Genomic DNA, 25702 nt, shown 5'->3' with positions numbered 1-25702 from the left:
TGTTGCCGGATGGTGGGCGGTGTCCGCTCGTGGATAGGCAGGTGAGGGTCGTTGGTGGATCTTGCTGAGGCGGTGCGTAGGCGCCGTCGCGAACTGAATTTGACCCAGGAAGAACTCGCGGAGCTAGCGCAGGTGGCAGAGCGGACGGTTCGGGCGATCGAAGCCGGCAAGCAGACAGTGCAACTAGATAAGGCCTCGCAGGTTTTGAGCGCAATCGGACTCGAATTTTCGGTGCAGGTTCACGTCCCTGAGGCGCTGCGATGACTACGACGACCGAGCGCTCAAGCTGATCAGAGCCGCGGCCGCCGATCCCCGCCGAGCCCGAATCCCCCGCCGCAGGCGCGATCCAGGGCCACCGCAGGCGCGCGCCGCCCGCACACCATAGACTCCTTCACCATGGGAACAGCGCCTCCTTTCCAGCCCAGCGAAGGTACGCGAGCGCCCCGCCTCCTGAGCCGTCGCGATGCGCTCCGCGCCGGTGTGGTGCTCCCGCTGATCGGCGCGGCGGGCAGCGCGGCCTCGTGCGCGGCGCCCGACGCCGGCCCCACATCCCGCACGCAGGAGGCGCCGCCAGCGACCACGACGGCGACGACCACGACGGCGGCACCCGAGACGCCCCAGCCCGCGGACGTCGCGGCGCGGTATCGCGACGCCGTGCCCAGCGCGTGGGGGGTCGACCTGCCGGGAATCGTGGCCTCGCTCGCCCCAGGCACGACGTCGATCGCGCTCACCTTCGACGCCTGCGGCGGGCCGCACGGCTCGCTTATCGACGACCCCCTGCTCGCCCTCCTCGAGGAGCAGGCGGTGCCGGCGACGCTGTTTTGGAACAAGCGCTGGATCGACGCGAACCCGCAGCGGGCGCAGCAGATCGCGCAGAACCCGCTGTTCCAGATTGAAAACCACGGCACTGCGCACAAGCCGCTGTCCGTCAACGGCCGCGCCGCCTACGGCATCCCGGGCACGGCCACCCCGGACGAGCTGGTGGAAGAAATCGAGGGCAACCGCCGGTTCCTGCGCGAGTTTCTCGGCGTGGAGTCGAACTGGTTCCGCTCGGGGACGGCCTTCTACGACGACGTGGCCGTGGAGATTGCGCGCGACCTCGGCGTCAGCCTCGCCGGGTTCGCCGTCAACGGCGACGCCGGGGCCACCCTGCCTGGGCCCGCTGTGGCCAGCGCCCTCCGGCACAGCAGCGCGGGGGCCATTGTGCTCATGCACATGAATCAGCCCGGGCGCGGGACAGCCGACGGCGTGCGGGAAGCGATCCCGCAGCTGCGCGCGGCGGGGTTCACCTTCGTGGCACTCGGGGAGGCGCCGGTGGGGCGCCGCGCGTCTACAATGCCCCACGTACATTAGTGCAGTACCGGTACGACGAGAGACAGTGAAGAGAGACAGTGAAGGACGGCCCATGGCGCGACTGAACACGGGGAAGCGAGAGCGCTTTCTGTACCCTGCGTGTGCTGACGCTGGCCCGGTCCCCACGGCCCCCGTTCTCGTGAATAGCCTCGTGGGCAAAGGCGCCGGGGCATGACACCCGCGGCGGGGGCGACGGCCCGCAGCCCGCATCCCGGGTACGTGGTGGTGGCGATAGAAACCACCGGTTTCAGCGCCGCGGACCGGATCGTCGAGGTGGGGGTTGTCCAGCTCGACCCTTCGCTGCGGGTCGAGGAGGAGTGGGACACGCTCGTGGACCCGGGCAAGGCGATCCCGAACACCTTCGTGCACGGGATCGCGGAGAACGACACCGCCGGCGCCCCGGCCTTCGGGCGCGTCGCCGACACGGTCGGGCGCATGCTCGACGGGCGCGTCCCCGTGGCGCACAACGCCAGCTTTACCAAGAGGTTCCTCTTCCAGGAATTCCGTCGGGCGGGGGTGGACTCGAACCTGAACGAACAGGCGTGGATTGATACCCGCGACGTCGCCGGCGCCCACCTCAACCTCGAGGAAGACTCCCGCGAGGCGGCCCTCGCGGCCGCGGGCGTGAGCACTCCGCGCGCTCACGTTGCGCTGCTGGAGGCGCGCGCGACGGCGGAGCTCTTCCGCGCGCTGACCGTCACCTTCGGGCGGACTCATTTTGCGAAGCCCGTCTCCATCGCGCGGCCGGACCGAGGCGCCGGGGAGCAGGGCACAGGCGCGCCTCGGCTGAGCCGGACGCAGGCGGCGGCGAGCCCGACCGACGACGTCTCCGGTGGTATTGATATCGACGGCGACATATACGCACATGAGTACGACGACGCGGAGGTCGTCGCCGGGTGGGCGGAGTTGACGGGGGTGCGGTTCCCCAAGGCGTCGCCACGCGCGCTCGATGCTCTCTTCGCGGCGTGCGTGCAGGAGCTGGTGCGCAGCACGACGGGCGACGCGCGTTTGTACGCCATCGCCGAGCGGCGGTGGCTTGGCACCGCGACCTTGGAGGAGCTCGGCCACGCATACGGGGTGACCCGCGAGCGAATCCGTCAGCTGGAGAATGCGCTGAGAAAGACGTTTGATGGGCTCGACGTCCTCTCGTCCGCAGTCGCGGAGCAGATCGAGCGCCACATCGGGTGGCTGGCCCCGGCATCCCGCCTGGAGGCGAGGTTTCCGGCGCTTGCCCACCGCTGCGACGGTCTCGCGGGCACCTACGAGGAGTACTTTCGCGGGCTGTACGGGCGGTGGGAGCGCAGCGGGGAGTGGGTGTACCGGGCGGGCTTCGCGGAGCACTTCGCGAGCAGCATGGACCGGTGCGTCGACCAGTACGGCGTCGTCGACGTCGAGCGCCTGGCGGGGCTCCTTGAGAGTTCGACGGACGATGCGGTCCGCCTGCTCGAGCAGAGGCCGGAGGTGGCCGCGCTCAACGGCGGCGCGCTCTTCGCGCGGGCGAAGAGCCACCAGGACCGGGCCGTGGCCATCCTGTCCGTGGAGCAGCGGCCGCTGCCGGCCGCGGAGCTCGCCGAGCGTGCCGGCACGCCCGACAGCGTTCGCTCGATGGCGAACCAGCTCGCGGTCGACGAGCGCATTGCCCGCGTCTCCAACGGCACCTACGCCCTCGCCGAGTGGGGGATGGAGGAGTACTCCACGATCGTCGACTGGATCGCGCGCCGCATCGACGAATCCGAGGACGGCAGCGTCGAGCTCAGCACCCTCCTTGCAGAGGCCCCGCAACGCAACATCAGCGAAAGCTCCGTGCGCACCTACGTCGGCGGGGTCGACTTCACGCTTGTCGACGGCACAGTGACCCGCAGCCACACCCGCGACGAGCTGCTCGAGGGCGACCCGCAGGAGGCGAAGCACCTCTACAAGCGCGACGGGGTGTGGCAGCTCCTCGTGACCGTCACTCGCGACCACCTGCGGGGCTCGGGGTTTCTTCTTCCGCGGGCCGTGGCGGCCTTGTACAACGCGCGCGTCGACGGGGAAACGCAGGTGCCCAGCCGGCTGGGTCCTTACACCATTCGCGTGAACCGGCTCCGCCAGGCGTCGGGCTCCACGATCCGCCGCTTCCTCGAGGAGCTCGGCGTTCAGCTCGGCGACAGGGTGTGGCTGACGTTTGAGCCTGAGCGTTTCGACGTCACCGCGGCGCCGCCACACGACGACACGCTGGGCGGCCTCGCCGGCCTGCTGTCGTCGATGGGCCTCGACCCCGATTTGGCCGCGGACCCGGACGCGGCCCTGGGCCGGATTAACCAGGCGCTTGGGCTGGAGGCCAGCGCCCCGCGCCGCCGCACGACCGCGGTGTTCCGGCACCGCTACCAGGACGAGTGGGCCGACATCGTCCGCGCGCTGTAGGAGCTTCGCGTTCCAGCCAACTGGGCAAGGCACCGACGCGGCCGCGCCACCTCGAGGAACGTGCGTGCTGTGCGCTTTTGCCTTTCCCGGTCCGGGTGAGGGGGGCGGCGGAACTGGCGGCCTCGGCCGCTCGTGGCTGTGGGTATGAAAGCGGCACGAGCGAGGTATTCTGCGCGGTCGCGTTTTACGATGCGCGTGGGCGTGAGATCTCGGCCCACTCCCGTACAGGCCAAGAACGAAACAGTTCCGAATGAGTGGAGTATCGCTTCCGGCGACGTGGGCGTTTCACGGCACGGGGAGTCCGCGCAGCGCGGGGCTGCGCGTCGAAGGTTTACGACGGGTCGGTGAACAGGGGTGGGTCCCCTCCGGCCGGTTGCGGGTAGCGCGGCGCGCGGTGGCGCAGCCGCAGGCCGGGGGCGTGGGTGGCGTCGTCGGTGTTGTTGAAGTGGATCGTCCCGTCCGGGTGAGCAACTCCGACGCGCTCGCTTCTCGGGTCCCGTTGCGTGTGTCTGAGGCCGCCGGAGAAGTCGCGGTTGTCATTGTTGCACCGGTGGTGCTGCCTGCACAGGCCGACCAGGTTCTCGATGTCGGTCGGCCCTCCGCCCGCGTAGGGGATGAGGTGGTGGATCTCCAGCTCGCTGAAGGGGGTGGTGCAGCCCTCCCAGGCGCAGACGCCCTGGGCGGCGAGGAGGACGAGGCGCTGGGGCAGGTTCGCCAGGCGGGTCTTGCCGATGGAAAGCGGCATGCCGATGGCTCTGTCGAACTGGACGATGAAGTCCGAGCCGGACAGTCCGAGACGCAGCAGGTCGTAGCAGTTGATGTCGATGCCCGTGTTCGTGGAGAAACGCGTGGCGTAGTCGGCTTCCGCGAGATCGTCGAGGGTGATGGAGACGACCACGGAGGCCGCGCCCTGGGCGGATCCGGTGTTCCCTGCACTGGAGCGGGTGGACTCGTAGTGGTTGAAGATGGCTGCAAGCTGGTCGAAGCGGCGCTGCGCCGGCGTGCGAGAGTCCTTGTCCGCCTGGTCCTCCGGCAGGTTGCTTCCCGGGCGCAGGCCCGCGTCGAGGAGAGCTTTGATCAGCGCGGCCTCCCCGGCTGGCGCCGTGATGGTGATGTCGCACGAACCGTCGGTGCGTTGTGCGCCGATGTGCGCGGACCGGTTGCGGTAGGGCCCGCGGGGGTCTTTGGGGCGGTCGGGTTTGGGTGCCCGGGCGTTCGCCTGGTCGACGCGGCGGCGCACCCAGCGTCGCAGATCCTCGGGGCTCCTCCCCGCCGCAGCGTCGAGAGCGTCGGCGAGCAGCTGCGCCCGGTTCGGGCTGGCACCGGGGAGCAGGGCCTCGAGCTCCCGGTCGATGATGCGCTGTTTTTCGGCGGAAACTTCCCCGGCGCGGTCTTGTGCGCGTCGGCGGTCCTTCTTCTCTTTTTCGTCGTGGTTGGGCTCGTCGGTTGAGTCAGGGGTATCGGGCGCGGGCTCGGGAGGGGCGTAAAGCTTCCGGCCGCGCGAGAGCCGGCTGTAGGCCTCGGACCGGGAGATGCCGAGTTTCTCGGTCAGGTAGGCGGTGGGGTATCGCGAGCCGACGCTGCGGCCAGCATCGTCGCGCTCGCAAATATAGGCGAAGGCGGCGTCGATGGCAGCCTTGGTGTTGGCGATGCGTTCGAGGCGCTCCATCTGGCAGTGCACGTCGGCGAAGGCGAGCGTATCGGGGTCGGCGAACAGGCTGGATAGGTCGTCGAAAAGCGATTCGAGCTGGTCGTTGATCCTGCTGAGCTTGTCCATTTCACCCCCTTGGTTACGAACCCATAATAGCACGCATGTTCGGTGGGTCAAGGTTTTCTTCGAAAGAATTCTCGCAGGCGTCAATTGGCGCCGGTGAACTGGGATTTCGAAAGTTGTTCGAACGGTGCGCGGTCCATGTCCGGACCGTGTTCTACGGTGATCGCAGCGAACAACAGAGCCGGGGAGCCACCACGGCCTGACCGCCTGACCCGGCACCCACCCAAGGAGAGACAACATGTCTGAACGCGGCGGACAGGAAACGTTCGACCGGTCCCCGGATGTGTTGGAACCGCGTGAGCTGCTCGAGGGTGTCGAGAAGCTTCGCGGCAACCTGGCTGGCGGGTACAGACCTGCCTGGCGCGAGGCGGAGAAGCAGGGGAACGGCGTAATCGCCCTCGGTTTCCCCACCTACCCCAGGTGGTTGTGGAACGGAATCTGGTGCGGGATCTACCTGACCGAATTTCTCGGCATCGACTGGCAGCGCCACCGCGACGACTTCCGCTTCATCAGCGAACGGGAAGCGGAGAGCTTCGACCTCGAACAGCTGGCCACGTGGTTCGTCGTCTTCGGCAACCGCGAGCGCATGTCGGAGGGCTTGATCGGGAAGGGCGCCGAAGACGGCACGCTCTATCTCATCGCGCGCGAGCTTTACGACGTCATCACCTCCGATCGCCGTATGATGTCAGCGATCGTCGGCAGCGATTGGACAGCCGAGCGCCAGAGGCGTGCGGAGCGCTCCTACCGCGAACAGGACTAATTCGAGTACCCATCTGAAAAGGAGAACACATGGAAACCGCAGCCATTACCGAGTGGACGTTCGTGCAGGAAATCGCGATCCCCGACGATGTCTCCACCATGCTCGTGCCCGGCGAGCAGGCCATCGTGGCCTTCAAAACCTTCCGCGACAGCGCCATCTTCACCAGCCACCGCCTCATCGTCCGCGACGCGCAGGGCATTCGCGGCAAGAAGGTGGAGGTCTACTCGCTGCCGTACTCGGCGATCAACATGTGGTCCACCGAAAACGCCGGCACGCTCGACTTCAACGCGGAGATCGAGCTGTGGACGCGCGCCGGAAAGATCAAGATCAAGGTCGGCCGCGACCTCGATGTGCGCCGCATCGACATGCTGATCAGCCAGGCCGTGTTGGGGGCGGTGTAAAAGAAGTAAGGAAAGTTGCAATGGTGGAAAAACGTATCTGGGGCCTGCACAACGACGCGCTCAAAGAAGAGCTGGTCGAACAGGGCTTTGTCAGCATCGGTTGGGATGAACTGGGTGACCTACGACGCCTGCCGGGTGGCCGTGACGGAATTAAAGCGGAACTGTCTCGTCTGAATCCTGAGGATTCCACGGGGCGGATCAACACCCGCGCGGGCGTCATCTACAGGTTTGCCCATGTCATGAAACCCGGGGAACTCATCGTTGCTCCCTACAAACCGGACAGCACAATCAACATTGGTCGCGTCACCGGTGATTACTACTACGAAGCGGAAGCACCCCTTCACCGTCACCGTCACCGGGTTGAATGGCTCAAGATCGGTATAGCGCGCAATGAGTTCAGCCAAGGTGCCCTGTATGAATTGGGCGCAGCGATCACGTTGTTCACGGTGCGGCGACATGGTTCGCCCCGGGTTTAATGGAGGGTAGGAATGTGGAAAAGGAGCCCTACACATGCCCTCGAAGTACACTCCTTAAGTTGAAGCAGCGCGCCATCGAACTGGTGCTGCACGCGCGCGCTGACCCTGGCACGTCTCGCGGTGCGATCACCCGCATCGCCGTCGAGCTCGGAATCAGTCAAGGAAACCCTGCGTGGCTGGGTCCGCGCTCATAAACAATCCGGCGCGACAACCCCGGGCGGAATCGGTGGATTGTGCAGCACAAAACCGCAGACTGCGAGCTGAACTGATTGAAACGAAGCGCGCCAACGGACGCAACAGACCCCCTAGGGTCCCCCAAAGTAATTGCAGAGAGAACCTTCCAGCGTTGGTTTAATAGACAATACTAAAAGACATCACTTGAACCCCGGCCTGCCCTTCTGGTTTCATAGCACGTTTACCGCGGTTCGTAAAAAACCGTCACTGTTCTGTTTATGCCATTGACTTCTATTGTTCCTCCGTAAGGAATGACATACTGAGGACGCAAATGTCCTATAGGGATACCCAAAACCCTAGGCAGCTCGTCGTTGTAGTTACCTATTTCACGGGAAACTGCGCGAAGAAGTTTGGTTGCTGCACTTGGATGAGGCCGGGCTTCTTGTTCTGCTCCCTGATTCCTCGAATGCGGTGGGAGGCCGAAAAGGACGGCTCCGACCACATGAAAATATCCTGCTTCCCCGAGGGCTCTTACGAACTTGAGAACGTTGCTATCCCCTATATGCTCGTCCGAAAGCTCGAGAAAAAGGATTGCGCTGGTCAGTTGCTGCGGCGTCGGCAGCTCATTCATTACTGCAAGCTGAAGAAGTGTTTGTACGCAGCCGCCCCAAGAACGACCCTTGCTGATCTTGCGATCTCCTGCCCAGAGGTAATCAGGGTAGGGAGAACGAGGCCCCCCTTCGATTAGCGCAAGCGGAGACCGCCAATCTTTTCCCCTTACTTCATAGTCGCTAGGTTTTACAAGCTCTAAGGACCCCGTCCCCTCCAACACTTTCTTTATGGAGTCTGATTGAATCGGGTCCACAAATGGCCCTGGCCCGAGTTGAACTTGTGTTGATCCTCCATAGTAGCTGGTTCTGCCTAACTTCCATAAGAAGTTATGAATGGCTGTGTTATCGGAGTAACCCACGAATGGGGTTCTACTATTGGCTAAGACCTCCCGGTTGAAATGTTTCAGTAATGTAATTGAGTCGTTCCCGCCGACTACAGCGAAAATAGCTTTGCAATGCTGCTGTTTACTTGCGCTATTAATATCGTTCGCTCTTTGTTGCGCGGAAAGTTTTTCCTTAGCCGAGGGATACTCGACGGGGGGCAACCCAAATTCAGCGTTAATTCTCCGCATAGCCTGCTCGTGCACGGCCGGGCCAATAAGCGTAGCAGGTGATGAAGGAGCCACCACTGCGATGTGGTTACGTTCTATATCGTGCATCTTCATTCCAATCCAGTATCCGCACAGAACAATATGGTCATCGCTCATCTCTAACATATTCGCCCAGGTAAGGGTTGCGTCCGTTAGCGTGGTGTATCTGTGACTGTCGGTGAGGGACCTCATGAACGTGTGAGGCGGCGACCGCAGTACCTTTCGAATCAATTCCAACATCTCCTCGAAAGGAACCAACGCGAGTGGGCGCTGGACCCAATCATATCGACCCGACCGCCTACCTTGATGAGCTGCTCGCCCACACATCCCCGGATCTGATGCGTCAGATGCTGCAGGACTTCATCAACCAGATCCTCTCCACCCAAGCAGACAGCATCTGCGGGGCCGACTACGCCACCGTCAGCGACACCCGCACCAACCACCGAAACGGCTACCGCCACCGCGACCTGGACACACGCGTGGGCACCATCGACGTGAGAATCCCGAAACTTCGCCACGGATCATTCTTCCCCGACTGGTTGCCCCCGCGCCGCTTAAGAGCAGAACGCGCCCTGGCCACCGTCGTAGCCACCTGCTACCTCAAGGGGGTCTCCACCCGCCGCATGAACGACCTTGTCGCCACCTGCGGGATCACCAACCTATCGAAGTCGCAAGTGTCTACCATGGCCAAAGAACTCGACGTGATGGTCGACAACTTCCGCACCCGCCCGTTGGACACCGGCCCCTACCTCTATGTTTCCTGCGACGCGCTGACGATGAAGGTGCGTGAAGGCGGGCGCGTCGTCAAAACCAGCGTGCTGCTGGCCACCGGGGTTAACGCCTAAGGGTACCGGGAGTTGTGTGGCATGCAGGTCGCCACCGCCGAATCGGCCGCGTCGTGGACCGGGTTCTTCCGCGATTGTGTCTGATCTGATGTAGTTGGTCCGCCTCGTGATCCGATGCGACGCCCTCCTCGCGGGCCTGGCGTTACCGCTGCTCGGCGCGGCGTCGTGCGCGGCATCGCAGGGCGCGGGCGGCGGGGAGGCGCCCCCGGGGCGCCCGACGCCCTCGGCGACCGGGCCGGCGAGGGTGGACGTCGATAAGCCTTGGCCCGCGGACGTCGCAGCGAGGTACGACAGCGCCGAGCCCCGCGCGTGGGGCTACGACCTGCCCTGGATCGTGGCGACGCTCGACCCGAGTTCGACGTCGATTGCCCTGACCTTCGACGCCTGCGGCGGGCCGCACGGCTCGCTTATCGATGCCCCCTGCTCGCCCTCCTCGAGCAGCAGGCGGTGCCGGCGACCATGTTCTGGGACAAGCGCTGGGTCGAGCAGAACCCGCAGCGGGCGCGGGACATCGCGGAGAACCCGCTGTTCCAGATCGAAAACCACGGCAACCTGCACAAGCCGCTGTCGGTTAACGGCCGCGCCGCCTACGGCATCCCCGGCACCGAAAGCGCCGCGGAGTTGGTGCAGGAGATCGAGGGCAACCGCCGGTTCCTGCGCGAGCTCGGCGTCAGCCTCGCCGGCTTCGCCGTGAACGGCGACGCCGGGGCCACCCTGCCCGGCGCCGCTGTGGCCAGCCACCTGCGGCAGGCCACCCCTGGGGCAATCGTGCTCATGCCCATGAACCAGCCCGGGCGGGGCACGGCCGACGGTGTCAGGGATGCGATCTCGCAGCTGCGAGAGGCGGGTTTTACGTTTGCGAAGCTGGGGGAGGCGCCGGTGTAGGGGGAGTGCGGGCCGTGGGCGTTGCAAAAAGGGCAGCGTCAGCGTTCCATTTCTGCGGGACGGTTGCCGGTTTTGCTTTCGGCCCAGTAGCCGATTACGTGGTGGCGGTTGCGGGGTGAGCTGAGGCGTTTGCGGAGGTCTGAACGGATCGAGCGGCTGGACGCTGCTTCGCACGCAGCCCACGCATACCAGGGCTCACCGGGCGGGGTGAATTCCGCTACAGCGGCCGGCAGCGCGCTTGGGCCGCGGCCGTTTCCAGTCCCAGTTAGCCAGCGGTACTCGACGGAGGCGGCGGATGTGATCGCTTGGATGTCTGCCCTTTCGGGTACTTCGATAATGGCAAGAGCCCGGGTGGCCGTGGGCATTTCTTCGATGATGCGTCCGAGGGCGGGAAGACCTGTGGCGTCGGCGACGAGAAGGTGGAACGTGGCGTCCGCAGGCGGGCGGTAGTAGGAGCCGCCGCCGTGGAAGGCGCCGATCACGTGGCCGGGCTCCGCACGTTCAGCCCAAGTTGAGGCTATTCCGTCGCCGTGGATGGCAAAGTCGATGTCGAACAACCTGCCTTGGTCGTAGACGGCGCGGACAGTGTAGTGGCGCCACGGGGGTTCTTCTCCTTTCCAGCCGGGACCGTATTCGGGCAGGTTAAACACGGTTAAATCGGCCTCCGTCTCACCGGGGTGGGGGAGGGCGATGTCGATGTGCTCGTCACCGGAGCCGTCGGTGTTCCAGCGCCAGGCTCCGATGGTGCGAAACGTGATCCGGATCATGTGGGGGGTGAGTCGTGTGACACGTTCGACCTGTGCAGGGGAGCAGGGGATGGCCATGGTGTTATTTCTCCTTAGGCGGAAGAGGTGGTTGGAACGTGCGAGGAAGCTGCTCGCGCCCACGGGCCCACGCCTCCCACAGCGAACGGAAGACGCCGCCGGTCGCGAGCAGTTCGCGGGGCTCGCCGCACTCGATGATGCGGCCGGCTTCAAACACAGCGGTGATGTCGGCGTTTTCAGTATGGGAGAGGCGGTGAGCGATGATGATTGCGGTGCGACCGTGCACGACTGTGTCCACGGCACGGTCGAGTGCCGAATCGGCTCCTGCATGGGCGGAGGCCTCGTCGAGCACCACAACGGGTGGGTCGGCGAGAAGTACGCGAGCGAGCGCGATGTGCTGGAGGCGTTGTTCGTCAAGATCGTGCGGGACGGGCGAGTTGATTCCCCCCGGAAGGTCGGCCGCCCAGTGCGCACCCACTGCGCGGAGAGCGGTGCGTAGCTCGTCGTCGGTGGCGTCTGCGCGGGCAAGGCGCAGGTTATCGGCGAGCGTGCCGGAGAACAGATGCGTCTCCTGGGTGACGAGCATGACCGCCGGCTTACCTGAAGCCTGTGCGGCACGGGTAGCGGGTTGCCCGCCGACGATGACGGAGCCGCAGGTAGGAGCGGCGAGCCCCCCGATGAGGTGCGCAGTGGTGGATTTTCCGGAACCGCTTGCCCCGACGAACACGGCGCGCGCCCCCGAAGGGACGGTGAGTGTGAGATCGGTGACAGCAGCAGTTGACGCCTGGGGGTAGGTAAACGTCACCCCGCACAGCTCGACGGCTCCGTCGCGGATTTCATAGCGCGGCTGTGCAGGCGCCGTACTGCGCAGCACGCCGACGAGGCGCTCGAGTCCTGCTTGGGCCCGCTGAAGGTCGTCGACGCTGGACAGTAGGTCTCCGATGGGGATGAACAAACGGTGGAAGAAAAGCGCGGCCGCAGTCACCGTCCCCACGGTTACTCCTACCGTTTCCACCCTCCAGAATCCGACGGCGAGCACGGCGGCGAGACCTGTGAATTCCGCCAGGTTGAGCGTCCCGTTGAACACGTTTCGCGCTTTTCCTGCCGCACGGGCGGTTTCTACAGCAGTGAGGCTGCGTTCGGCTATCAGGCCGAGGCGGAAAGGGGCAAGGCGGTAGGTGCGAACGGTCTCTTGTCCGGCAACGCTTTCTATGATCGCCTGCCCGCGGTCGGACTCCTCGCGCCGCAGCCGCACGTACAAGGGGCGGGAACGGCGAAGAAAGCGTGACACGGCGACTAGCTGAAGTGGGGCGGCACTCAACGCGGCTAGCGCGAGGAAAGGGTCGAGTGCGGCGATGCCTACTGCGGTGAGCACAATCGTAAACAGGGCGCTGACAAAGCGCGGCAGCACCTCAGACCCGGCCTCAGTGACCGCCTCGACATCCCGGGTTAGCCGTGACACCACGTCTGAGCTTCCCGCTCGTTCGATCGTCGTCGCATCGATCCGCATCGCTGCAGCGAACACGTCCTCGCGTAATTCAGAGAGCGAGCCTTGTATGCAGATGACCAACAGTCGGCCGCCTAACAACGAGGTGGCGGCCGAGAGGACGCCCGCCGCGATGAGGAGACCGGCTGTGAGCCAGATGCGCCACGCACCAACACCTGAAAGGACGATATCGACGATCCAGCCGAGCAAAGGGGGGATTGCCAACGCGCTGGCTGAGCAGGTCAACAGCAACGCCAGTGTGGCAGCAAGCAGGCCTCGTCGTCGCGTGAGGAGGCTGCGGACAGTGCGCGCAGTCTCGCGTACGGATGCCACGGGTAGCGAATGAGTCACTCACGCACCTCGTTTCGTGTGTTTTCGTGTGAGGTGAAGTCGACGACCGTCGCGCAGCTGCCGAGGAGAATGAGGTCGCTCGTGACCAGTACTATGGTGCGGCCGCATCCGGCGAGGCCAGCCCCAACGCGCTGCGTCGTGATGGGGTCGAGGGCGGTAGCGGGTTCCTCGAGTACGAGAACGTCGGCTGGCGTATGCAGTGCTCGAGCCAGAAGTAGCCGCTGCCGCTGCCCGCCGGACAGGCGGCGCCCATGCTCGCCGACGGGTGCATCGGGTGAGCCGACGTATTCGATTACGTCGTCCAGCGCGGTTGCCCTCACCACGCCGTCGTCGAGCGGGCAGGAATCACTCGCCCGCAGCGTGACATTGTCGCGGATGCTGCCGGTGAACACGTAGGCATCGTGAGGCGGGGCCAGCACGTGCCCCCGGTAGGCAGCGCAGCCGATGCTCAACGCATCGGCCTCGCCCAGGATGAGCTCCCCCGGCGCGGGTGTCGTGCGGAAACCCAGGCGGGACGCTACGTCGTGAGCCTGCTTGGCGTCGACGACCCGGAGGCCGACCATCCGGCCCGGCTTCGACTCAACTGCGGGGCCATTCACCGGGTTCCATCGCAGCATTCCGTGAGCCGGGCGGGCTCCCCGTCCCTCCGGGAGGCAGTGCGGTTCAACGAGCAGATCCTGCAGGCGGCGGGCGGATGCGCGTTTGTGCGCCCAGTTTGCTCCGAAGGTGCCGATGTGGTCGAGGGAGCCCTGCAGGAACTGAGCCAGCCCCACCACGGTGATCAGCTGTCCCGGGGTGATGGCTCCGCGCAGTGCCATCCACCCGGCAGCGGCAGCTAACGAGCTGAGGTAGAGGATCGATACTGCCGTGCTCACCGCCTGGTACGTCAACAGTGACCGAGACGCGCGGATCGCGCCCTCACGGGAGGCTGCGCTCGCTTCACGGTAACGTGCGACGATCTGCTGGTGAGCGGCGAGGCCGTGAATGATCCTCAACCCCTCCATGGCGTCCGTGGCCACGTCGCTCGCCCGCGAGACTGCGCTCTGTTCGGCCAGGCCCAGCCGTTCGAGCGGTTGGGCCAACGCGGCCATTCCCCACAGCATGAGAACTGCCCCGACCAGAACGGCGAGGCCGAGCGGGAGCGAGATGAGCAGCAGCGCCGCCACCGCAGTAAGCAGGGCCGCAAGAGTGGCCGCTTGTTCGGCGATGTTCCACGAGACTCCGGCAACCCGATACGTGTCGCTTGTGGTGATGGACAGCACCTCGCCAGTCCGGCGGGTTCTCATTCCGCGCGTATCCAGCACCCGTGCGGCCGCTATTTGCCGTAAGTCGTGCTCGCCGCGCCCGTAGATGCGGATCATCGACAGGCTCGCCCCTTGGTAGCTGAACGACAGGACGAGGAACACGGCTCCCAGCACACCGAGCCACAACGCCAGAGCGCCGGGGTCGCGAGGCAGCACTGCGCGGTCAATGACCACACCGATCAGGATGGGAACAGCCGCCTCGCTCGCTTGGTGAAGCATGAACCCGAGGGTCGCCAGCGAAAGCCGCCACCAGCGTCCACCGCGCGTCAGCGCCAACCGCATGACCCGAACTGGGCGGTCTCGCTGCAACGGCGCGATGTTTGTCGTCATTCTTGGCAGGATAGGCGCCCGGTCAGTCTCGAAGGCGCCACATGTTGTCGTCCGTCGGACACGTGTGGGTAGGTTACACTTACCTAAGTACAAGTGTGATCGTGGAACTGTTGAGGAGCGGTGGTGACTCTACTTGATTCCTCGTTGGCCAACGAGTGCATCAATTGCCCTGAGAGCTTTCCGGTGAGAGGGCGGATCGTGCCCGACGGGTACCTGCTTACCACCCGCTATCTCCGGTACGCGTATATCGACGACGCCGATGGGTGCTCGACGGATGCGCACGCCCACCCCGAGCATGTCGTGTTCTGGCCGGAGCGAGCTTGTGCCGAAGTCGAGGTGGATGGCGTTCGCCACAACCTCACCGTTGGCCAAGGTCTGTGGGTGCCCGCCGGGACGCGGCACGCAGTCAGCCGCGACCCCACGACTACTCTGGCTGCCCTGTATCTGTTGCCCGAGGCGTGGGACGGGCGCGCACCGGACGTGCACCCGGTTTCTGTGAATGCCGCGCTGCGCGAGCTTCTCAGCCACCTAGCGGAAACCGGTATGCCCCGCCAGCAGCGGTTGCGCGCCCAAAGAGTGTGCCTCGAACTCGTCGCAGATGCGGCGTTTCCCGTAATCGAGCTGCCGCTTCCTCAGGATTCACGCATCGCCCCGATCTGCCGGTCGATTATGAGCAACCCTGCCGACAATCGCTCGATTGAGGACTGGGCGTGGGTCACCTCTACGAGTGCCCGTACTCTCGCACGCGTCTTCCGCGCCGAGACGGGCATGACGTTCAGCCAGTGGCGTACGGCTGCACGCATGTCGGCCGCCGTCCGCCTCCTCAGCGGCGGTACACCCGTCGGGGTGGTGGCCCGCCGCGTCGGCTACGCCACGATCAGTGCCTTCAGCGCCGCGTTCCACCGCCTTATGGGGCGCCCGCCGCACCTTTTCTTGCCTGCCAACACCGACGTCTGACGGGAAACCCGGTTTGCGGGGCGGCGGTATCGGGAAACGCCCGTCGCCGACGAATGAGGCAAGGTTCCCCGCGGGACTTCGCTTTGCGCCAGTAGGGATGGAGCGCTGGTGGCGGGCTGGCCGCTGGGCGTAAGAAACTGTCCGCCAACGGCAAACCGCACCGCGTAGCGTTAGCCAAGGCACACCTAACCTTGGGTGCCGGTTGTCTCTCCCAGAGAAGCCTCATTACGTCTTGTCGAGGTCCCATGCCCCTTTTACGCAGTATCTTCGCATTCGCAGTAGCCGCCCTAGCCCTCGTGGTCGCCGGCTGCTCGTCTACCCCCGAGTCCGCCGGCTCGCCCGGAGCGTCTATAGGCGAGGCGAGTTTTCCGCGCACCGTTGAGCACGCTCTCGGTGAGACAACCATCCCCGAGAAGCCGAAGCGCGTGGTCACTCTAAGCTGGATGAATCACGATATTGTCGCCGCCCTCGGCGTCGCCCCCGTCGGAGTGCCCGAGACATGGGGCGGGGACGAGGAGGGTTTCACCCCCTGGTTCCGCGACCAGGTTGAAAACCAGCTAAAAGCGGAGATGCCGGAGATCATCAACGTGACAGAGGACGGCGCGGACTACGAGCAGATCCTCGCCCTCCAACCGGACGTCATCATCGGCGTGTATTCCGGTTTCACCGAGACCGAGTACAAGCGGCTCAGCGAAATCGCCCCGACTGTCGCGTACAAGGAGCGGCCGTTCACCGCCGGCACGTGGCAGGAGCACACCAAGATCATCGGTAAGATCCTCGGCGAAGACGACAAAGCCGCAGAGCTCGTCCGCGAGACCGAAGCAGCCATCCAGAACGAGGCTGAGAAGTATCCCAACCTCGACGGTGCCACGTTCCTATACAGCACCACCTTCTCTGAAGGGGCGACCGAGATCACCGCCTACATCGGCGAGGACCCGCGCGTGCGTTTGTTGCACGAGTTCGGCATGGTAGACACCCCGCAACTCGCCGCGGCAACCAAAGACGTTCCGGCGGACACCTGGTACGGGGGTATCAGCCTCGAGCAGCTCGACACTGTTGAGGCTGATGTTGTCCTAGCGTGGTCCTACGCCGGTGCCGATACCGCCTATACGCTCAAGCACCCCGTCTTCACCCGATGGGAACCGGTTGCCCAGGGCCGCTACTACATCGCCGAAGATAACACGCTCGGCATGGCCACCAGCGGCCCAGATGTGCTTAGTATCCCGTGGGCGATCGAGCATGACTACATCAGGGACATTTCCGCAGCTATCGGCGGCGGCGCCGTGGTCCGCACGGCTAAGTGAGACGGAGCCGCAGGCATGCTCTTAACAGTTCCGCACTATTTCAGGCGGACGCTCCCGGAAGCGCCGCGCGGCGTCGTCCGTAGCTCGGCGCTCCGACTGGCTGGCTTGTTTATCGCGAGCGCCGTGCTCGTCGTCATTGTCGTGCTCAGCATCGGGGTCGGAGCCAGAGCGATCGGCTTATCGACGATCTGGGATGCGCTATGGGCCTACGATGGCACGCTGGACGAGCACGTGATCATTCTTGAGTTGCGGGTGCCGCGCACCGTCGTTGGTTTGGTCGTCGGGCCCGCGCTCGGGATGTGCGGGGCGCTGATCCAGGCGTACACCCGTAACCCGCTCGCTGATCCCGGCATCCTCGGCGTGAATGCCGGGGCGACGTTCGCGGTGACGATGGCGGTCGGGTTCCTCGGCGTCGCCGCACCGCTGGGCTACGTATGGTTCGCGTTGCTCGGCGCCGGCGCCGTCACGATACTCGTGTACGCGCTTGGCGCTGTCGGCGGCGGCAAAGCCACTCCGGCGAAGCTCACCCTCGCGGGCGTGGCGGTTAGCGCCGTGCTGGGCGGCCTCACCACCGCGATCGTTCTCGGCAACCGTGACGCCTTCGACGACCTCCGGTTCTGGGGCGTCGGATCCATCGGCGGACGACAGCTTGATATCGTCCTTTCCTTCGCGCCGCTGATTCTTCTCGGGCTCCTCCTCGGCCTTGGCGCCGCCCGAGCGCTCAACGCCCTAGCGCTCGGAGACGAGCTCGCCGCCTCGCTCGGGGTTCGTGCCGGGCGGGTGCGGATCGTCGTGATCGTCGCCGTCACCCTGCTCGCCGGCACGGCGACCGCGCTGGCGGGACCGATCGGGTTCGTCGGGCTCATGATCCCGCACGTCGTGCGCTGGTTCGTGGGCCCCGACCAGCGATGGATCCTCGCCTACACGGTAGTAGTCTCTCCGATTCTGCTATTGCTCGCCGACGTCCTCGGCCGAGTCATCCTCCCCAGCGGGGAGCTGCGCGTCGGCCTCGTCACTGCTGTCATCGGTGCACCCGTGCTTATTCTCCTTGCTCGGCGAAGGACGGTGAGTGGCCTATGAGCGCTTCTCCCCGCCGCGTTGGGCGCGATGGTGTTGACCATGGGTATCCCGCGATTGCGATTCGCCTCCCCCGGATATCGGCGGTAATGAGCGTGCGTTCCCTTACCGTCTGTAGCACTCTCGCGGCATTTACCGTCTTCCTTGCGCTCGTCTCCCTCACGCTTGGCACCCACCGCGTTCCGCTTGGCGACGTCATCGCAGCGTTCGCCGGCACGGCCAGCAAGCAGACGCACATGCTTGTCGTGGAATGGAGACTGCCGCGGGCACTGTTTGCGATCGCCTGCGGCATCGCCCTCGCCATCTCCGGCGCCATTTTCCAGTCGCTGACCCGCAACCCCCTCGGGTCCCCGGACATCATCGGGTTCTCCTCCGGTTCCTACACTGGCGCGATCGTCGTCATGCTCCTCCTCGGATCCACGCGTTACCTCGACATAGCCGCCGGCGCCATCCTCGGCGGCATCATCACCGCCGCGGCCGTCTACCTCCTCGCCACAGTGCGCGGATCCGTACAGTCGTTTCGACTGATCATCATGGGTATCGGTGTGGCGGCGTTGCTGTCTTCGCTCAACTCCGCACTCCTATTGTCCACCAGCGTCGACACCGCCATGCTCGCTGCCGTGTGGGCGGCTGGATCCTTCAATGCGCTGGGACACGACCAGCTCTGGCCGATGGCTGCGATCTTGCTCATCTTGATTACCGCGGTGGCGCTGCTCACGCCGGGGCTGCGCCAACTTGAGCTCGGAGACGACGCCGCTTACTCGCTCGGTCTGCGTGCGAACCGCCTCCGCGCGCTGGCCGTGGTCGTCGGTGTCGCTCTGACGGCACTTGTGACCGCTACAGCCGGCCCTATTTCTTTTGTTGCGCTGGCCGCCCCACAAATCGCGCGGCGGCTGGTGCGGGGAACGGGCTTGTTGCTCGGGCCGTCGGCGCTCACCGGCGCGTTCTGCCTGCTTACCTCCGACATCCTCGCCCAACGTATTGGGATGCCCGTCGGAGTAGTCACTGTCTCACTCGGCGGCGCCTACCTCGCCTGGCTGCTGATTTCGGAGTTTCGGAGGAGATCATGACCACGAAGAACACTGCTCCGCGCACCGCTACCGCAGACGCGGTGCGCACAGAAGGCGTGCGTGCTGGATACGACAACCGGATCATCGTCGACGGGGTCGACATCAGCATCGCCCGCGGCTCGTACACCGCCATCATCGGCCCCAACGCATGTGGTAAATCGACGCTTCTGCGCACGATCGCCCGCGTTCTACCGGCCCTTGAGGGCGCGATCCTGCTCGACGGAGACGACATCCACCGTCTGCCGCCGAAACAGCTCGCCACTCGGCTCGGCCTGCTTCCGCAGACCTGCATCGCCCCGGACGGGATACGCGTTGCGGATCTCGTCGCCCGCGGGCGCTACCCCCACCAGGGCATGTTCGACCGGTGGTCCGAAGCAGACGAGGTCGCCGTCGTCGCTGCGCTCGAAGCGACCGGCACACTCGGCATTTCCGGCAGGCTCGTTGAAGAGCTGTCCGGAGGGCAACGTCAGCGCGTCTGGGTCGCGATGGCCCTTGCTCAACAGACCCCAATTCTCCTGCTTGACGAGCCGACGACATTCCTCGACATTTCCCACCAGTACGGGCTCCTCGAATTGTTCGAGACACTCCGCAGCCAGCTGCATCGCACCATCGTCGTAGTTCTCCACGACCTCAACCAGGCCGCGCGCTACGCCAGTCACCTCATCGTGATGAAGGCCGGCACGGTCGTCGCCTCTGGGGAACCCGCTCAGATTCTCACAGCCGAACTCGTCGAGGATGTCTACGGGCTCCCGTGCATCATCCGACCGGACCCCGAGACCGGTACACCGCTGATCATCCCTCGACGTGGGGCTGGGCGCCCGCTTGGCGGGTGAACCGGCTCATCATCAAGGCGCCCGGTGGCGCTGCCCCAGGATCCGGTTGGGTACGTGCTCGAGAAAATCGGCGTGGGATGCCTGTCGCGAACGCGACGGAATGTGTCCTCAATGCGAAAAAGAGGATGGATTTAATGGAAAACGTCAGGGTCGCCAGATTATGTGAGGCTCCCCTTCAGTGAAAGGATAAACTGTGAAATCAGTCATCGACCGCGCGGTAAGGGGGGCGATCGCGCTGCTGGCCTGCGCCTCTCTCCTCTCCGGGTGTGCATCGCCGTCCCCGACCGCGGCGGATGAACAACGTGTCTTCGCAGACGCGGAAGACGGTGCGTACCCGGTAACAATCGAGCATGCGTACGGCTCCACGGAGGTGACTGCGCAGCCCAAGCGCCTCGTTACCATCGGCTGGAGCGGTGCCGATATCGCGATTCAGCTCGGCACGGTCCCGGTCGCGCAAGGCAACGCGACGGGAATCAAGGGCGACTATTACCCATGGGTCTCCGAAGCCGTCGAGAAGCTCGGCGCGCCTCTGCCTTCCCTTGATCCTTCTCTCGAACGTGGTGAGGTTGACCTCGAGTACGTCCTGGGTCAGCAGCCCGACCTCATCGTGGCCGTAAACTCCGGGATCACCGAGGCTGAATACAAGGCGTTGTCTGACATCGCGCCGACAATCGCCTTCCCTTCAGAGCCTTGGGCGACCACCGTAGACGAGCACATTCGCATGATGGGTGCCGCGCTTGGACGCCCAGGCTATGCAGCAGAAATTGAGAAGCAGACCGAACAGCGCGTTGCCGACGTCGCTAAGGCGCACCCCGAGCTTTCGGGCGTGAGCTTTTTGCACAGCTTCCTGCCCTCTGACGACGGCCAGGTCGTCGTTTTCGGCACCGCCGATGCGCGTGTTCAGGTGCTCGAGGCTCTCAGCCTTAAGCCTGTCGAAGGCGCCGTTGAGCTGCAGCACAAGGCCGGCGATCCGGCGAGCTTTACCGTCAGTATGGAGCAACTCCTGTCAATGAACCCCGATGTTCACGTTGTTATCTCTGACGAGGACACCTACCGTGAGGCTGTTCGCGCGAACACTGCATTTGGGAGCTGGGCGCCAGTAGCGAACAATCGCGTCGCTCTGATTCAGGATCCGGATGTGGGACTCGCATTCGCGACCGCGACGCCGCTCGGCATCGACTGGGGGATCGACGCTATCGCCGCCGCCATCGGGCGCGCCGTCACCGAGGCCCGTGGGGAAGGAGACCGATCGTGACCTCCGACACGATTCAGGAGGCGCCACGTCAGGCCGGACTACGCCGCGCGCTGGCTCCACTCGTCGTTCTAGCTCTGGCGCTCTCTTCGACGGCGTGCGGATCATCGGCTGACGACCGCCCGACCTCAGGACAGCAGCCGGGCAGCTTCCCGATATCCGTAACGCATGCGCACGGCGAGACGAGTATCCCGTCAACCCCAGAACGTGTGGTCGTCCTCGGGGGCAGCGCCGAAGACGCGGTCGCCGCGCTGGGCGTCGTCCCCGTCGCGGTCCCCGAAGAATACGGCACGCAGGACGGCTACACCGATTGGTTCCGAGAGTATGTGACTGTCGAACTCGGTGCCGAACTGCCGCCGGTTCTCTCCCCAGGAAAGGACGGTGTCTACGACCCAGAGGAGATCCTCAGTTACGCCCCGGACCTGATTTTCGCGCCATACTCCGGGATCACCGAAGCCGACTATCAGCAGCTCAGTGACATCGCCCCGACGATCGCCTATGCGCGCACACCGTGGACGTACGGCTCGTGGTCGGACATCGTCGAACTCGCAGGCACCGCGCTGGGACGCCCCGATCAAGCTGCGGAACTGATCTCTCGCACACAGGCAGCGGTCGATTCAGCGCGCGATGCGCACCCGCAGCTCGAGGGGAGGAGCTTCATCTTCGGCGAGTGGCTGGAAGACGGCTCCTCGGACCTTGCCGTCTACTCGCCCGATGACCCCCGTCCTACGCTGCTCCGTGAGTTCGGTATGATCGACGACCCGTCCGTCGCTCAGGAAGTCGGCTCATTCGGAGAGGACTACTACGGCTCCGTCAGCCTCGAGAGACTGGATGCGCTCACGACCGACGTGTTCATCGGATGGTCGAACTCCCGAGAGAAGATCGCGCAGACTCTCGCCCACCCGCTGATGTCGCGGTGGGCTCCGATTGCCGAGGGCCGGTACTACTACTTGGAAGACCCAGAGCTTCTGATGGCAGTCACCACTCCCTCCGTGTTGAGTGTCCCCTGGGCCATTCAGCAAGGATTCCTGGATGACATCACATCCGCGCTCGAGGGCGATGCGGTGGTACGCACCGGCGACGAATAGCGGTCACGCTGAGCAGTGAACTCTGCCGTCTGTCGGCATGTGGATGGTGGAGAGGTCGTCATCGCGAATGGGTGGAAGCAGGCGAGGTGATGTGGCTCACGATGATGTTTCGCAGTCGCCGCAGGCCCCGCACCAGCTGGCGGGTCCCGGGGCGGCCGATACAGACCCGCAGGCCGGATTCCGTGGCGGACGGATCGGTGAGAATCGTCCCGGGCGGCGTGACGATGAGGCCTTCCCGGGCAGCGGTACGCGCCGCTTCCTCGGCGTGATGCAACGGCATAGGAAGCCACGGGTGGAAGCCGCCCGACGGGGACGGCGGGTAGGAGATCACCAAGTGCTGACGCTGCGGTCGCGAGACGCGTCTGAGCTTCGGCGCGCAGCGCGGTAGCAATGTTCTCCGCAGTACCGTCCTGAATCCACCGCGTGACGAGTTCCGCCATGAGTGGACTCACCGCCAGGGTTGTGGCCTGGAGCATCACGTCGGCCCGCGCGTGCTGCCGCTCCGGAGGCACCAGCGTGCCGACGCGCAGGCCGGGACTGAGGCTCTTGGAGAAGCCGTTGACGTACCAGGTCCGTTCCTGCGCGAGCGTCGACAACGGAGTCGTAGCTCGCGACGCTGTACTCGAGAGCCTGTCAAGATTTCTGTGTATGCGGGTGGTCAGAGGTAGGGGTTGATGCGGTCGGGGTAGGCGGCCGCGAGCTGTGCGAGGAAGTCGCGGGCGCCGGACTTCGGGGCGGACGAGCGGCAGTGGAGGAGGGCTTGCATAGAGGGGCCGAAACCGTGTTATATTGTTAGGCGTGCCTTTCCTTACATTGGAGAGGCAATCCACGTGATCTTGGAAGATTGGTGATTTATGTTCCGCAAGCTCTCCATTGTTGCCGTGGCTGCCGCCGCTGCGGCTCTGTGTTCCTGCTCCGCCTCGTAGGAAAGCGATAGTGCAACACCGGCGAAAGAGGCAGTCACGTTCGCCCACCCCTCCTTTGCAGGGCAGGAGATTTCCTTTGACAAGAAGCCCGAAAACCTTGTCATGGACTGCTACGCGTACAGCTCACTGCATGAATACGACATCTCTCCGGCGGCCTTGTTCGGTTACGGGTGCGACGACCCCTTTGCGATGGGCGATGTCGACCGGACCGGAATTCCCGTCGTCGGTAAAGATGCGGAGATCGACATGGAGAAGCTTGCGGAGCTGCGCCCCGACGCCGTGATTGGCCACGGCAACCTAGAGGGCTGGACTTGGTTCGATGAGTCCGTGAACGAGCAGCTCACGAAGGTAGCCCCCTTCGTTCCCCTGTCTACGGCGGAAACCGTTGACGGCCGAATTGAAGAGACGCGTCAGATCGCTGAGTTCTTGGGCGGCGATGTGCACTCGGATAAGGTCAAGAAGTCCGACGAGGACCTGAAGATGGCTAAAGAGTCTTTCCAGAAGGCCGTGGAAGGTACTGACCTTAACCTCATGCTGGTCAGCCCGACGAAAGAGATGATGTACTCCGCCAAAGGCTTCGCGCAGGCCGATTTGCTTACCGAGCTGAAAGCCAACGTCATTGGTGCCGATAAGCCAGAAAGCGGCAACCCGTGGGGCAAGATCGCGTGGGAGGATGCTGCCTCTTACCCCGCAGATGTCCTCCTCGTCGAGGGTTATGACGAACACTTTGACTTCGATGGCGAGCTGTGGCACGCGTTGCCAGCGGTAAAAGCTGGCCAACTGGGCAGCTGGAGCTCCAAAGGTGCAACGACGGCCACTAGCTACGCCAAGTGGCTCAACGACGTCACTGAGCTGGTCTCCTCAGCCAAGAAGGTCGCTTAGCTCATAGGGATGGCTGGTATTGCATGGCTCCGTCCTAGCGACCAGAAGCGTTGGCTCGGCCTGCTTCCACTCGCAGTGTTGTGCTTGGCCGCTCTGGCCTTGAGCATGCTCGTTGGTTCCCGGCACCTGGAACCTGGCCAGGTAGTGTGTTGCGACCGGCTATTTGGTAGCAGCGTCGTGACTTTCCGGTAGCGCTTCAGTGAGTATCCGGTAGCAGCTCACAGCGCTCAAGGTGATCCTTCCAGTACGAGCCGCACCACTCGGGTGCGGCTCGTACTGGAAGGAGTCCGCCTATGACGGATTACCGTGCGGTGATGACGCTGCTGATTCGGCAGCGTTCTTACCGCCAGATTGAACACCAGCTCGGATGCTCGCACCGCGCGATTTCACGAGCGAACCAAATCCTCAGTTGGTAAAACCTACCTCGCCCAAGCACTCATCACCGCAGCATGCCGCAACGACTACTCCGCACGGTTCTACCGCACCGACATGCTCGCCGCCGAACTGGCAGTCCTCCAACCCGATAACCCCACACGGCTGAAGTTCATCCAGCAACTCCACGACGCCGACGTCCTAGTCCTGGATGACTTTCTCACCACACCTGTTGACGCCGCGACCGCGCACCAACTACTCAATATCCTCGCCGGGCGGGAACGCAAAGTCTCAACCATTGTGACCTCACAGTTCACCCCACACGAGTGGTACAAGTCCATCCCCGACGCCGTGATCTCCGAGTCAATCCTCAACCGACTCGTCTCCGGCGCCGAAATCATCACACTCGAAGGACCAAACATGCGCCTGACCACCAACGCATAACAACCGGCAACGCCTGAGTGAGATACCGCTACCGGGTACCCACTCAGGCGCTACCAGATACTCACCACACCGCTACCATTTCGGTCTTCTGAACAGTAGTGAGCTTCCTCCTTCACCCCGACCCGGATGATTCCGTTTCGCAGACGGTGTGGCTTTCCCGAGTGCCGCGCACAGTTCTTATCCTCGCTGCGGGCGGCGCGTTTGGGGTGGCGGGCGCCTTAATGCAAGCAGTGACCCGGAATCCTCTGACCGATCCGGGAATTCTCGGCGTCAACGCCGGTTCCGGTCTGGCTGTGGTAGTTGGTCTGGCCTTTTTCGGGCTCACAGACATTTCTCAATACATGTGGTGGGCATTCGGCGGCGCAATGGTCACCTCTGTCGTTGTTTTCGTTGTCGGCAATGCCGGTCCGGCCCGTGGAAATCCGGTGCGCATGACGTTGTCGGGCGTTGCCCTAGGGGCGGTGCTTACAGGTTTTTCCTCGGCAGTGTTGTTGACTAATTCCCAGTTGCTGGCCCGTATGCGCGGCTGGTCCGCCGGCACCACCGCTTCTCAGTCGCTTGACGCCACCCTGACGATCGCTCCTTTCTTGCTGCTTGGATTGCTTATCGCGGTACTGTCGGCTCGTTCCTTGGATCTTCTCGCTTTGGGCGAGGCCGCTGCAGTAGCGCTGGGCACGAACCCGAATAGAGTGCGGATTGTCGCCTTGGTTGCTATTACCTTGTTGGCCGGCGGCGCCACCGCGGCAGCCGGCCCCATTGGTTTTCTCGGGCTCATGGCACCGCATCTCGCGCGGGTTATTGTGGGCCCGCACCAGGGGTGGATCATTGCCTACTCCGTGCTTATTGCGCCTACTGTCATGGGATTCGCCGACGTGCTCGGCAGGGTGCTGACCACGGGGGAGATTCCAGTCGGTGTCGTCACCGCGTTTATCGGGGCACCCGTGCTGATCTATATGGTTCGGCGCTACCGAGTTTCGGAGATGTAAACAG

General features: G+C 64.3%; 23 protein-coding genes and 1 pseudogene. 18 read left to right on the top strand and 6 right to left on the bottom strand.

Features of this window, described 5'->3' with window-relative positions:
• Positions 1–54: 54 nt before the first annotated feature.
• The 3 genes from BLT81_RS07915 to BLT81_RS07905 all read left to right on the top strand — a co-directional run bounded on the left by BLT81_RS07915 (position 55) and on the right by BLT81_RS07905 (position 3756).
• Positions 55–264, top strand: coding sequence for a helix-turn-helix domain-containing protein (locus BLT81_RS07915; protein ID WP_019194375.1), 210 nt, complete (start codon positions 55–57; stop codon positions 262–264).
• A 219-nt stretch (positions 265–483) separates the two neighbouring features.
• Positions 484–1353: a polysaccharide deacetylase family protein gene (locus tag BLT81_RS07910; protein ID WP_231908933.1), complete on the top strand. Its 870-nt coding sequence runs from the start codon at positions 484–486 to the stop codon at positions 1351–1353.
• Positions 1354–1524: 171 nt separating this feature from the next.
• Positions 1525–3756, top strand: a complete 2232-nt coding sequence (locus tag BLT81_RS07905) for a 3'-5' exonuclease (RefSeq protein ID WP_019194378.1) — start codon at positions 1525–1527, stop codon at positions 3754–3756.
• 331 nt (positions 3757–4087) lie between these two features.
• Here the strand turns inward: BLT81_RS07905 and BLT81_RS07900 are convergent, their stop codons facing one another.
• Entirely contained in the window at positions 4088–5533 is a 1446-nt protein-coding gene (locus tag BLT81_RS07900) for an HNH endonuclease signature motif containing protein (RefSeq protein ID WP_019194379.1), read from the bottom strand.
• 235 nt (positions 5534–5768) lie between these two features.
• On the opposite strand from BLT81_RS07900, the gene BLT81_RS07895 reads away from it, so the two are divergent.
• The 3 genes from BLT81_RS07895 to BLT81_RS07885 are packed head-to-tail and all read left to right on the top strand — an operon-like array spanning position 5769 to position 7167.
• A complete protein-coding gene (locus BLT81_RS07895) occupies positions 5769–6290 on the top strand; it encodes a hypothetical protein (protein WP_019194380.1) in 522 nt (173 codons plus the stop codon).
• 29 nt (positions 6291–6319) lie between these two features.
• Positions 6320–6691, top strand: a complete 372-nt coding sequence (locus BLT81_RS07890) for a PH domain-containing protein (RefSeq protein WP_019194381.1) — start codon at positions 6320–6322, stop codon at positions 6689–6691.
• Positions 6692–6711: 20 nt separating this feature from the next.
• The gene (locus BLT81_RS07885) at positions 6712–7167 is read left to right on the top strand and encodes a restriction endonuclease (RefSeq protein ID WP_019194382.1); all 456 of its coding nucleotides are present in this window, start codon (positions 6712–6714) and stop codon (positions 7165–7167) included.
• Positions 7168–7582: 415 nt separating this feature from the next.
• Here BLT81_RS07885 and BLT81_RS07880 read toward each other — a convergent pair whose 3' ends face one another.
• Positions 7583–8659: a S66 family peptidase gene (locus BLT81_RS07880; RefSeq protein ID WP_231286629.1), complete on the bottom strand. Its 1077-nt coding sequence runs from the start codon at positions 8657–8659 to the stop codon at positions 7583–7585.
• 146 nt (positions 8660–8805) lie between these two features.
• Here BLT81_RS07880 and BLT81_RS07875 point away from each other — a divergent pair.
• Together BLT81_RS07875 and BLT81_RS07870 are read left to right on the top strand one after the other, a co-directional pair.
• Positions 8806–9468, top strand: a pseudogene (locus BLT81_RS07875) (IS256 family transposase); the annotation flags it as partial.
• A 228-nt stretch (positions 9469–9696) separates the two neighbouring features.
• Complete coding sequence (locus tag BLT81_RS07870) at positions 9697–10272, top strand: polysaccharide deacetylase family protein (RefSeq protein WP_155860845.1); 576 nt, start codon at positions 9697–9699, stop codon at positions 10270–10272.
• 38 nt (positions 10273–10310) lie between these two features.
• On the opposite strand, the gene BLT81_RS07865 is transcribed toward BLT81_RS07870, so the two are convergent.
• From BLT81_RS07865 to BLT81_RS07855, 3 genes are read right to left on the bottom strand one after another with little or no spacing between them, the layout of a single operon-like run.
• Positions 10311–11096 carry a siderophore-interacting protein gene (locus tag BLT81_RS07865; protein ID WP_019194386.1) on the bottom strand — a complete coding sequence of 262 codons (786 nt, stop codon included), beginning with the start codon at positions 11094–11096 and terminating at the stop codon, positions 10311–10313.
• Positions 11097–11100: 4 nt separating this feature from the next.
• The gene (locus BLT81_RS07860) at positions 11101–12855 is read right to left on the bottom strand and encodes an ABC transporter ATP-binding protein (RefSeq protein WP_019194387.1); all 1755 of its coding nucleotides are present in this window, start codon (positions 12853–12855) and stop codon (positions 11101–11103) included.
• Positions 12856–12869: 14 nt separating this feature from the next.
• Positions 12870–14507: an ABC transporter transmembrane domain-containing protein gene (locus BLT81_RS07855; RefSeq protein WP_051011494.1), complete on the bottom strand. Its 1638-nt coding sequence runs from the start codon at positions 14505–14507 to the stop codon at positions 12870–12872.
• A 123-nt stretch (positions 14508–14630) separates the two neighbouring features.
• Between BLT81_RS07855 and BLT81_RS07850 the strand changes: the two genes are divergently transcribed.
• The 7 genes from BLT81_RS07850 to BLT81_RS07820 all read left to right on the top strand — a co-directional run bounded on the left by BLT81_RS07850 (position 14631) and on the right by BLT81_RS07820 (position 22088).
• A complete protein-coding gene (locus BLT81_RS07850; RefSeq protein WP_019194389.1) occupies positions 14631–15464 on the top strand; it encodes a helix-turn-helix transcriptional regulator in 834 nt (277 codons plus the stop codon).
• Between the two features lie 245 nt (positions 15465–15709).
• Positions 15710–16768, top strand: coding sequence for an iron-siderophore ABC transporter substrate-binding protein (locus BLT81_RS07845; protein ID WP_040421417.1), 1059 nt, complete (start codon positions 15710–15712; stop codon positions 16766–16768).
• 105 nt (positions 16769–16873) lie between these two features.
• Positions 16874–17848: a FecCD family ABC transporter permease gene (locus tag BLT81_RS07840; protein ID WP_231286630.1), complete on the top strand. Its 975-nt coding sequence runs from the start codon at positions 16874–16876 to the stop codon at positions 17846–17848.
• Between the two features lie 86 nt (positions 17849–17934).
• The gene (locus tag BLT81_RS07835) at positions 17935–18915 is read left to right on the top strand and encodes a FecCD family ABC transporter permease (RefSeq protein ID WP_231286631.1); all 981 of its coding nucleotides are present in this window, start codon (positions 17935–17937) and stop codon (positions 18913–18915) included.
• Complete coding sequence (locus tag BLT81_RS07830; RefSeq protein WP_019194393.1) at positions 18912–19748, top strand: ABC transporter ATP-binding protein; 837 nt, start codon at positions 18912–18914, stop codon at positions 19746–19748. The genes BLT81_RS07835 and BLT81_RS07830 overlap by 4 nt, the downstream gene beginning before the upstream one ends.
• Positions 19749–19941: 193 nt before the next feature.
• Entirely contained in the window at positions 19942–21003 is a 1062-nt protein-coding gene (locus BLT81_RS07825) for an ABC transporter substrate-binding protein (RefSeq protein WP_019194394.1), read from the top strand.
• Entirely contained in the window at positions 21000–22088 is a 1089-nt protein-coding gene (locus tag BLT81_RS07820; RefSeq protein ID WP_155860846.1) for an ABC transporter substrate-binding protein, read from the top strand. Before BLT81_RS07825 ends, BLT81_RS07820 begins: the two co-directional genes overlap by 4 nt.
• 58 nt (positions 22089–22146) lie before the next feature.
• Here the strand turns inward: BLT81_RS07820 and BLT81_RS12655 are convergent, their stop codons facing one another.
• Positions 22147–22422 (bottom strand): hypothetical protein, encoded by a 276-nt coding sequence (locus BLT81_RS12655; protein ID WP_156784091.1) that lies wholly within the window; start codon positions 22420–22422, stop codon positions 22147–22149.
• Positions 22423–23116: 694 nt separating this feature from the next.
• Between BLT81_RS12655 and BLT81_RS07815 the strand changes: the two genes are divergently transcribed.
• From BLT81_RS07815 to BLT81_RS07805, 3 genes are all read left to right on the top strand, one after another.
• Positions 23117–23896: an ABC transporter substrate-binding protein gene (locus BLT81_RS07815; protein ID WP_019194397.1), complete on the top strand. Its 780-nt coding sequence runs from the start codon at positions 23117–23119 to the stop codon at positions 23894–23896.
• A gap of 351 nt (positions 23897–24247) precedes the next feature.
• Positions 24248–24712, top strand: a complete 465-nt coding sequence (locus BLT81_RS07810; protein WP_231286632.1) for an ATP-binding protein — start codon at positions 24248–24250, stop codon at positions 24710–24712.
• A gap of 98 nt (positions 24713–24810) precedes the next feature.
• Complete coding sequence (locus BLT81_RS07805) at positions 24811–25698, top strand: iron chelate uptake ABC transporter family permease subunit (protein WP_081582944.1); 888 nt, start codon at positions 24811–24813, stop codon at positions 25696–25698.
• The last annotated feature ends 4 nt before the right edge of the window (positions 25699–25702 follow it).

This window comes from Corynebacterium timonense (genome assembly GCF_900105305.1).
GTDB classification, from domain to species: domain Bacteria; phylum Actinomycetota; class Actinomycetes; order Mycobacteriales; family Mycobacteriaceae; genus Corynebacterium; species Corynebacterium timonense.
The sequence above is the reverse complement of the archived record's forward strand: the minus strand, read 5'-3'. Positions and strand labels throughout refer to the sequence as shown.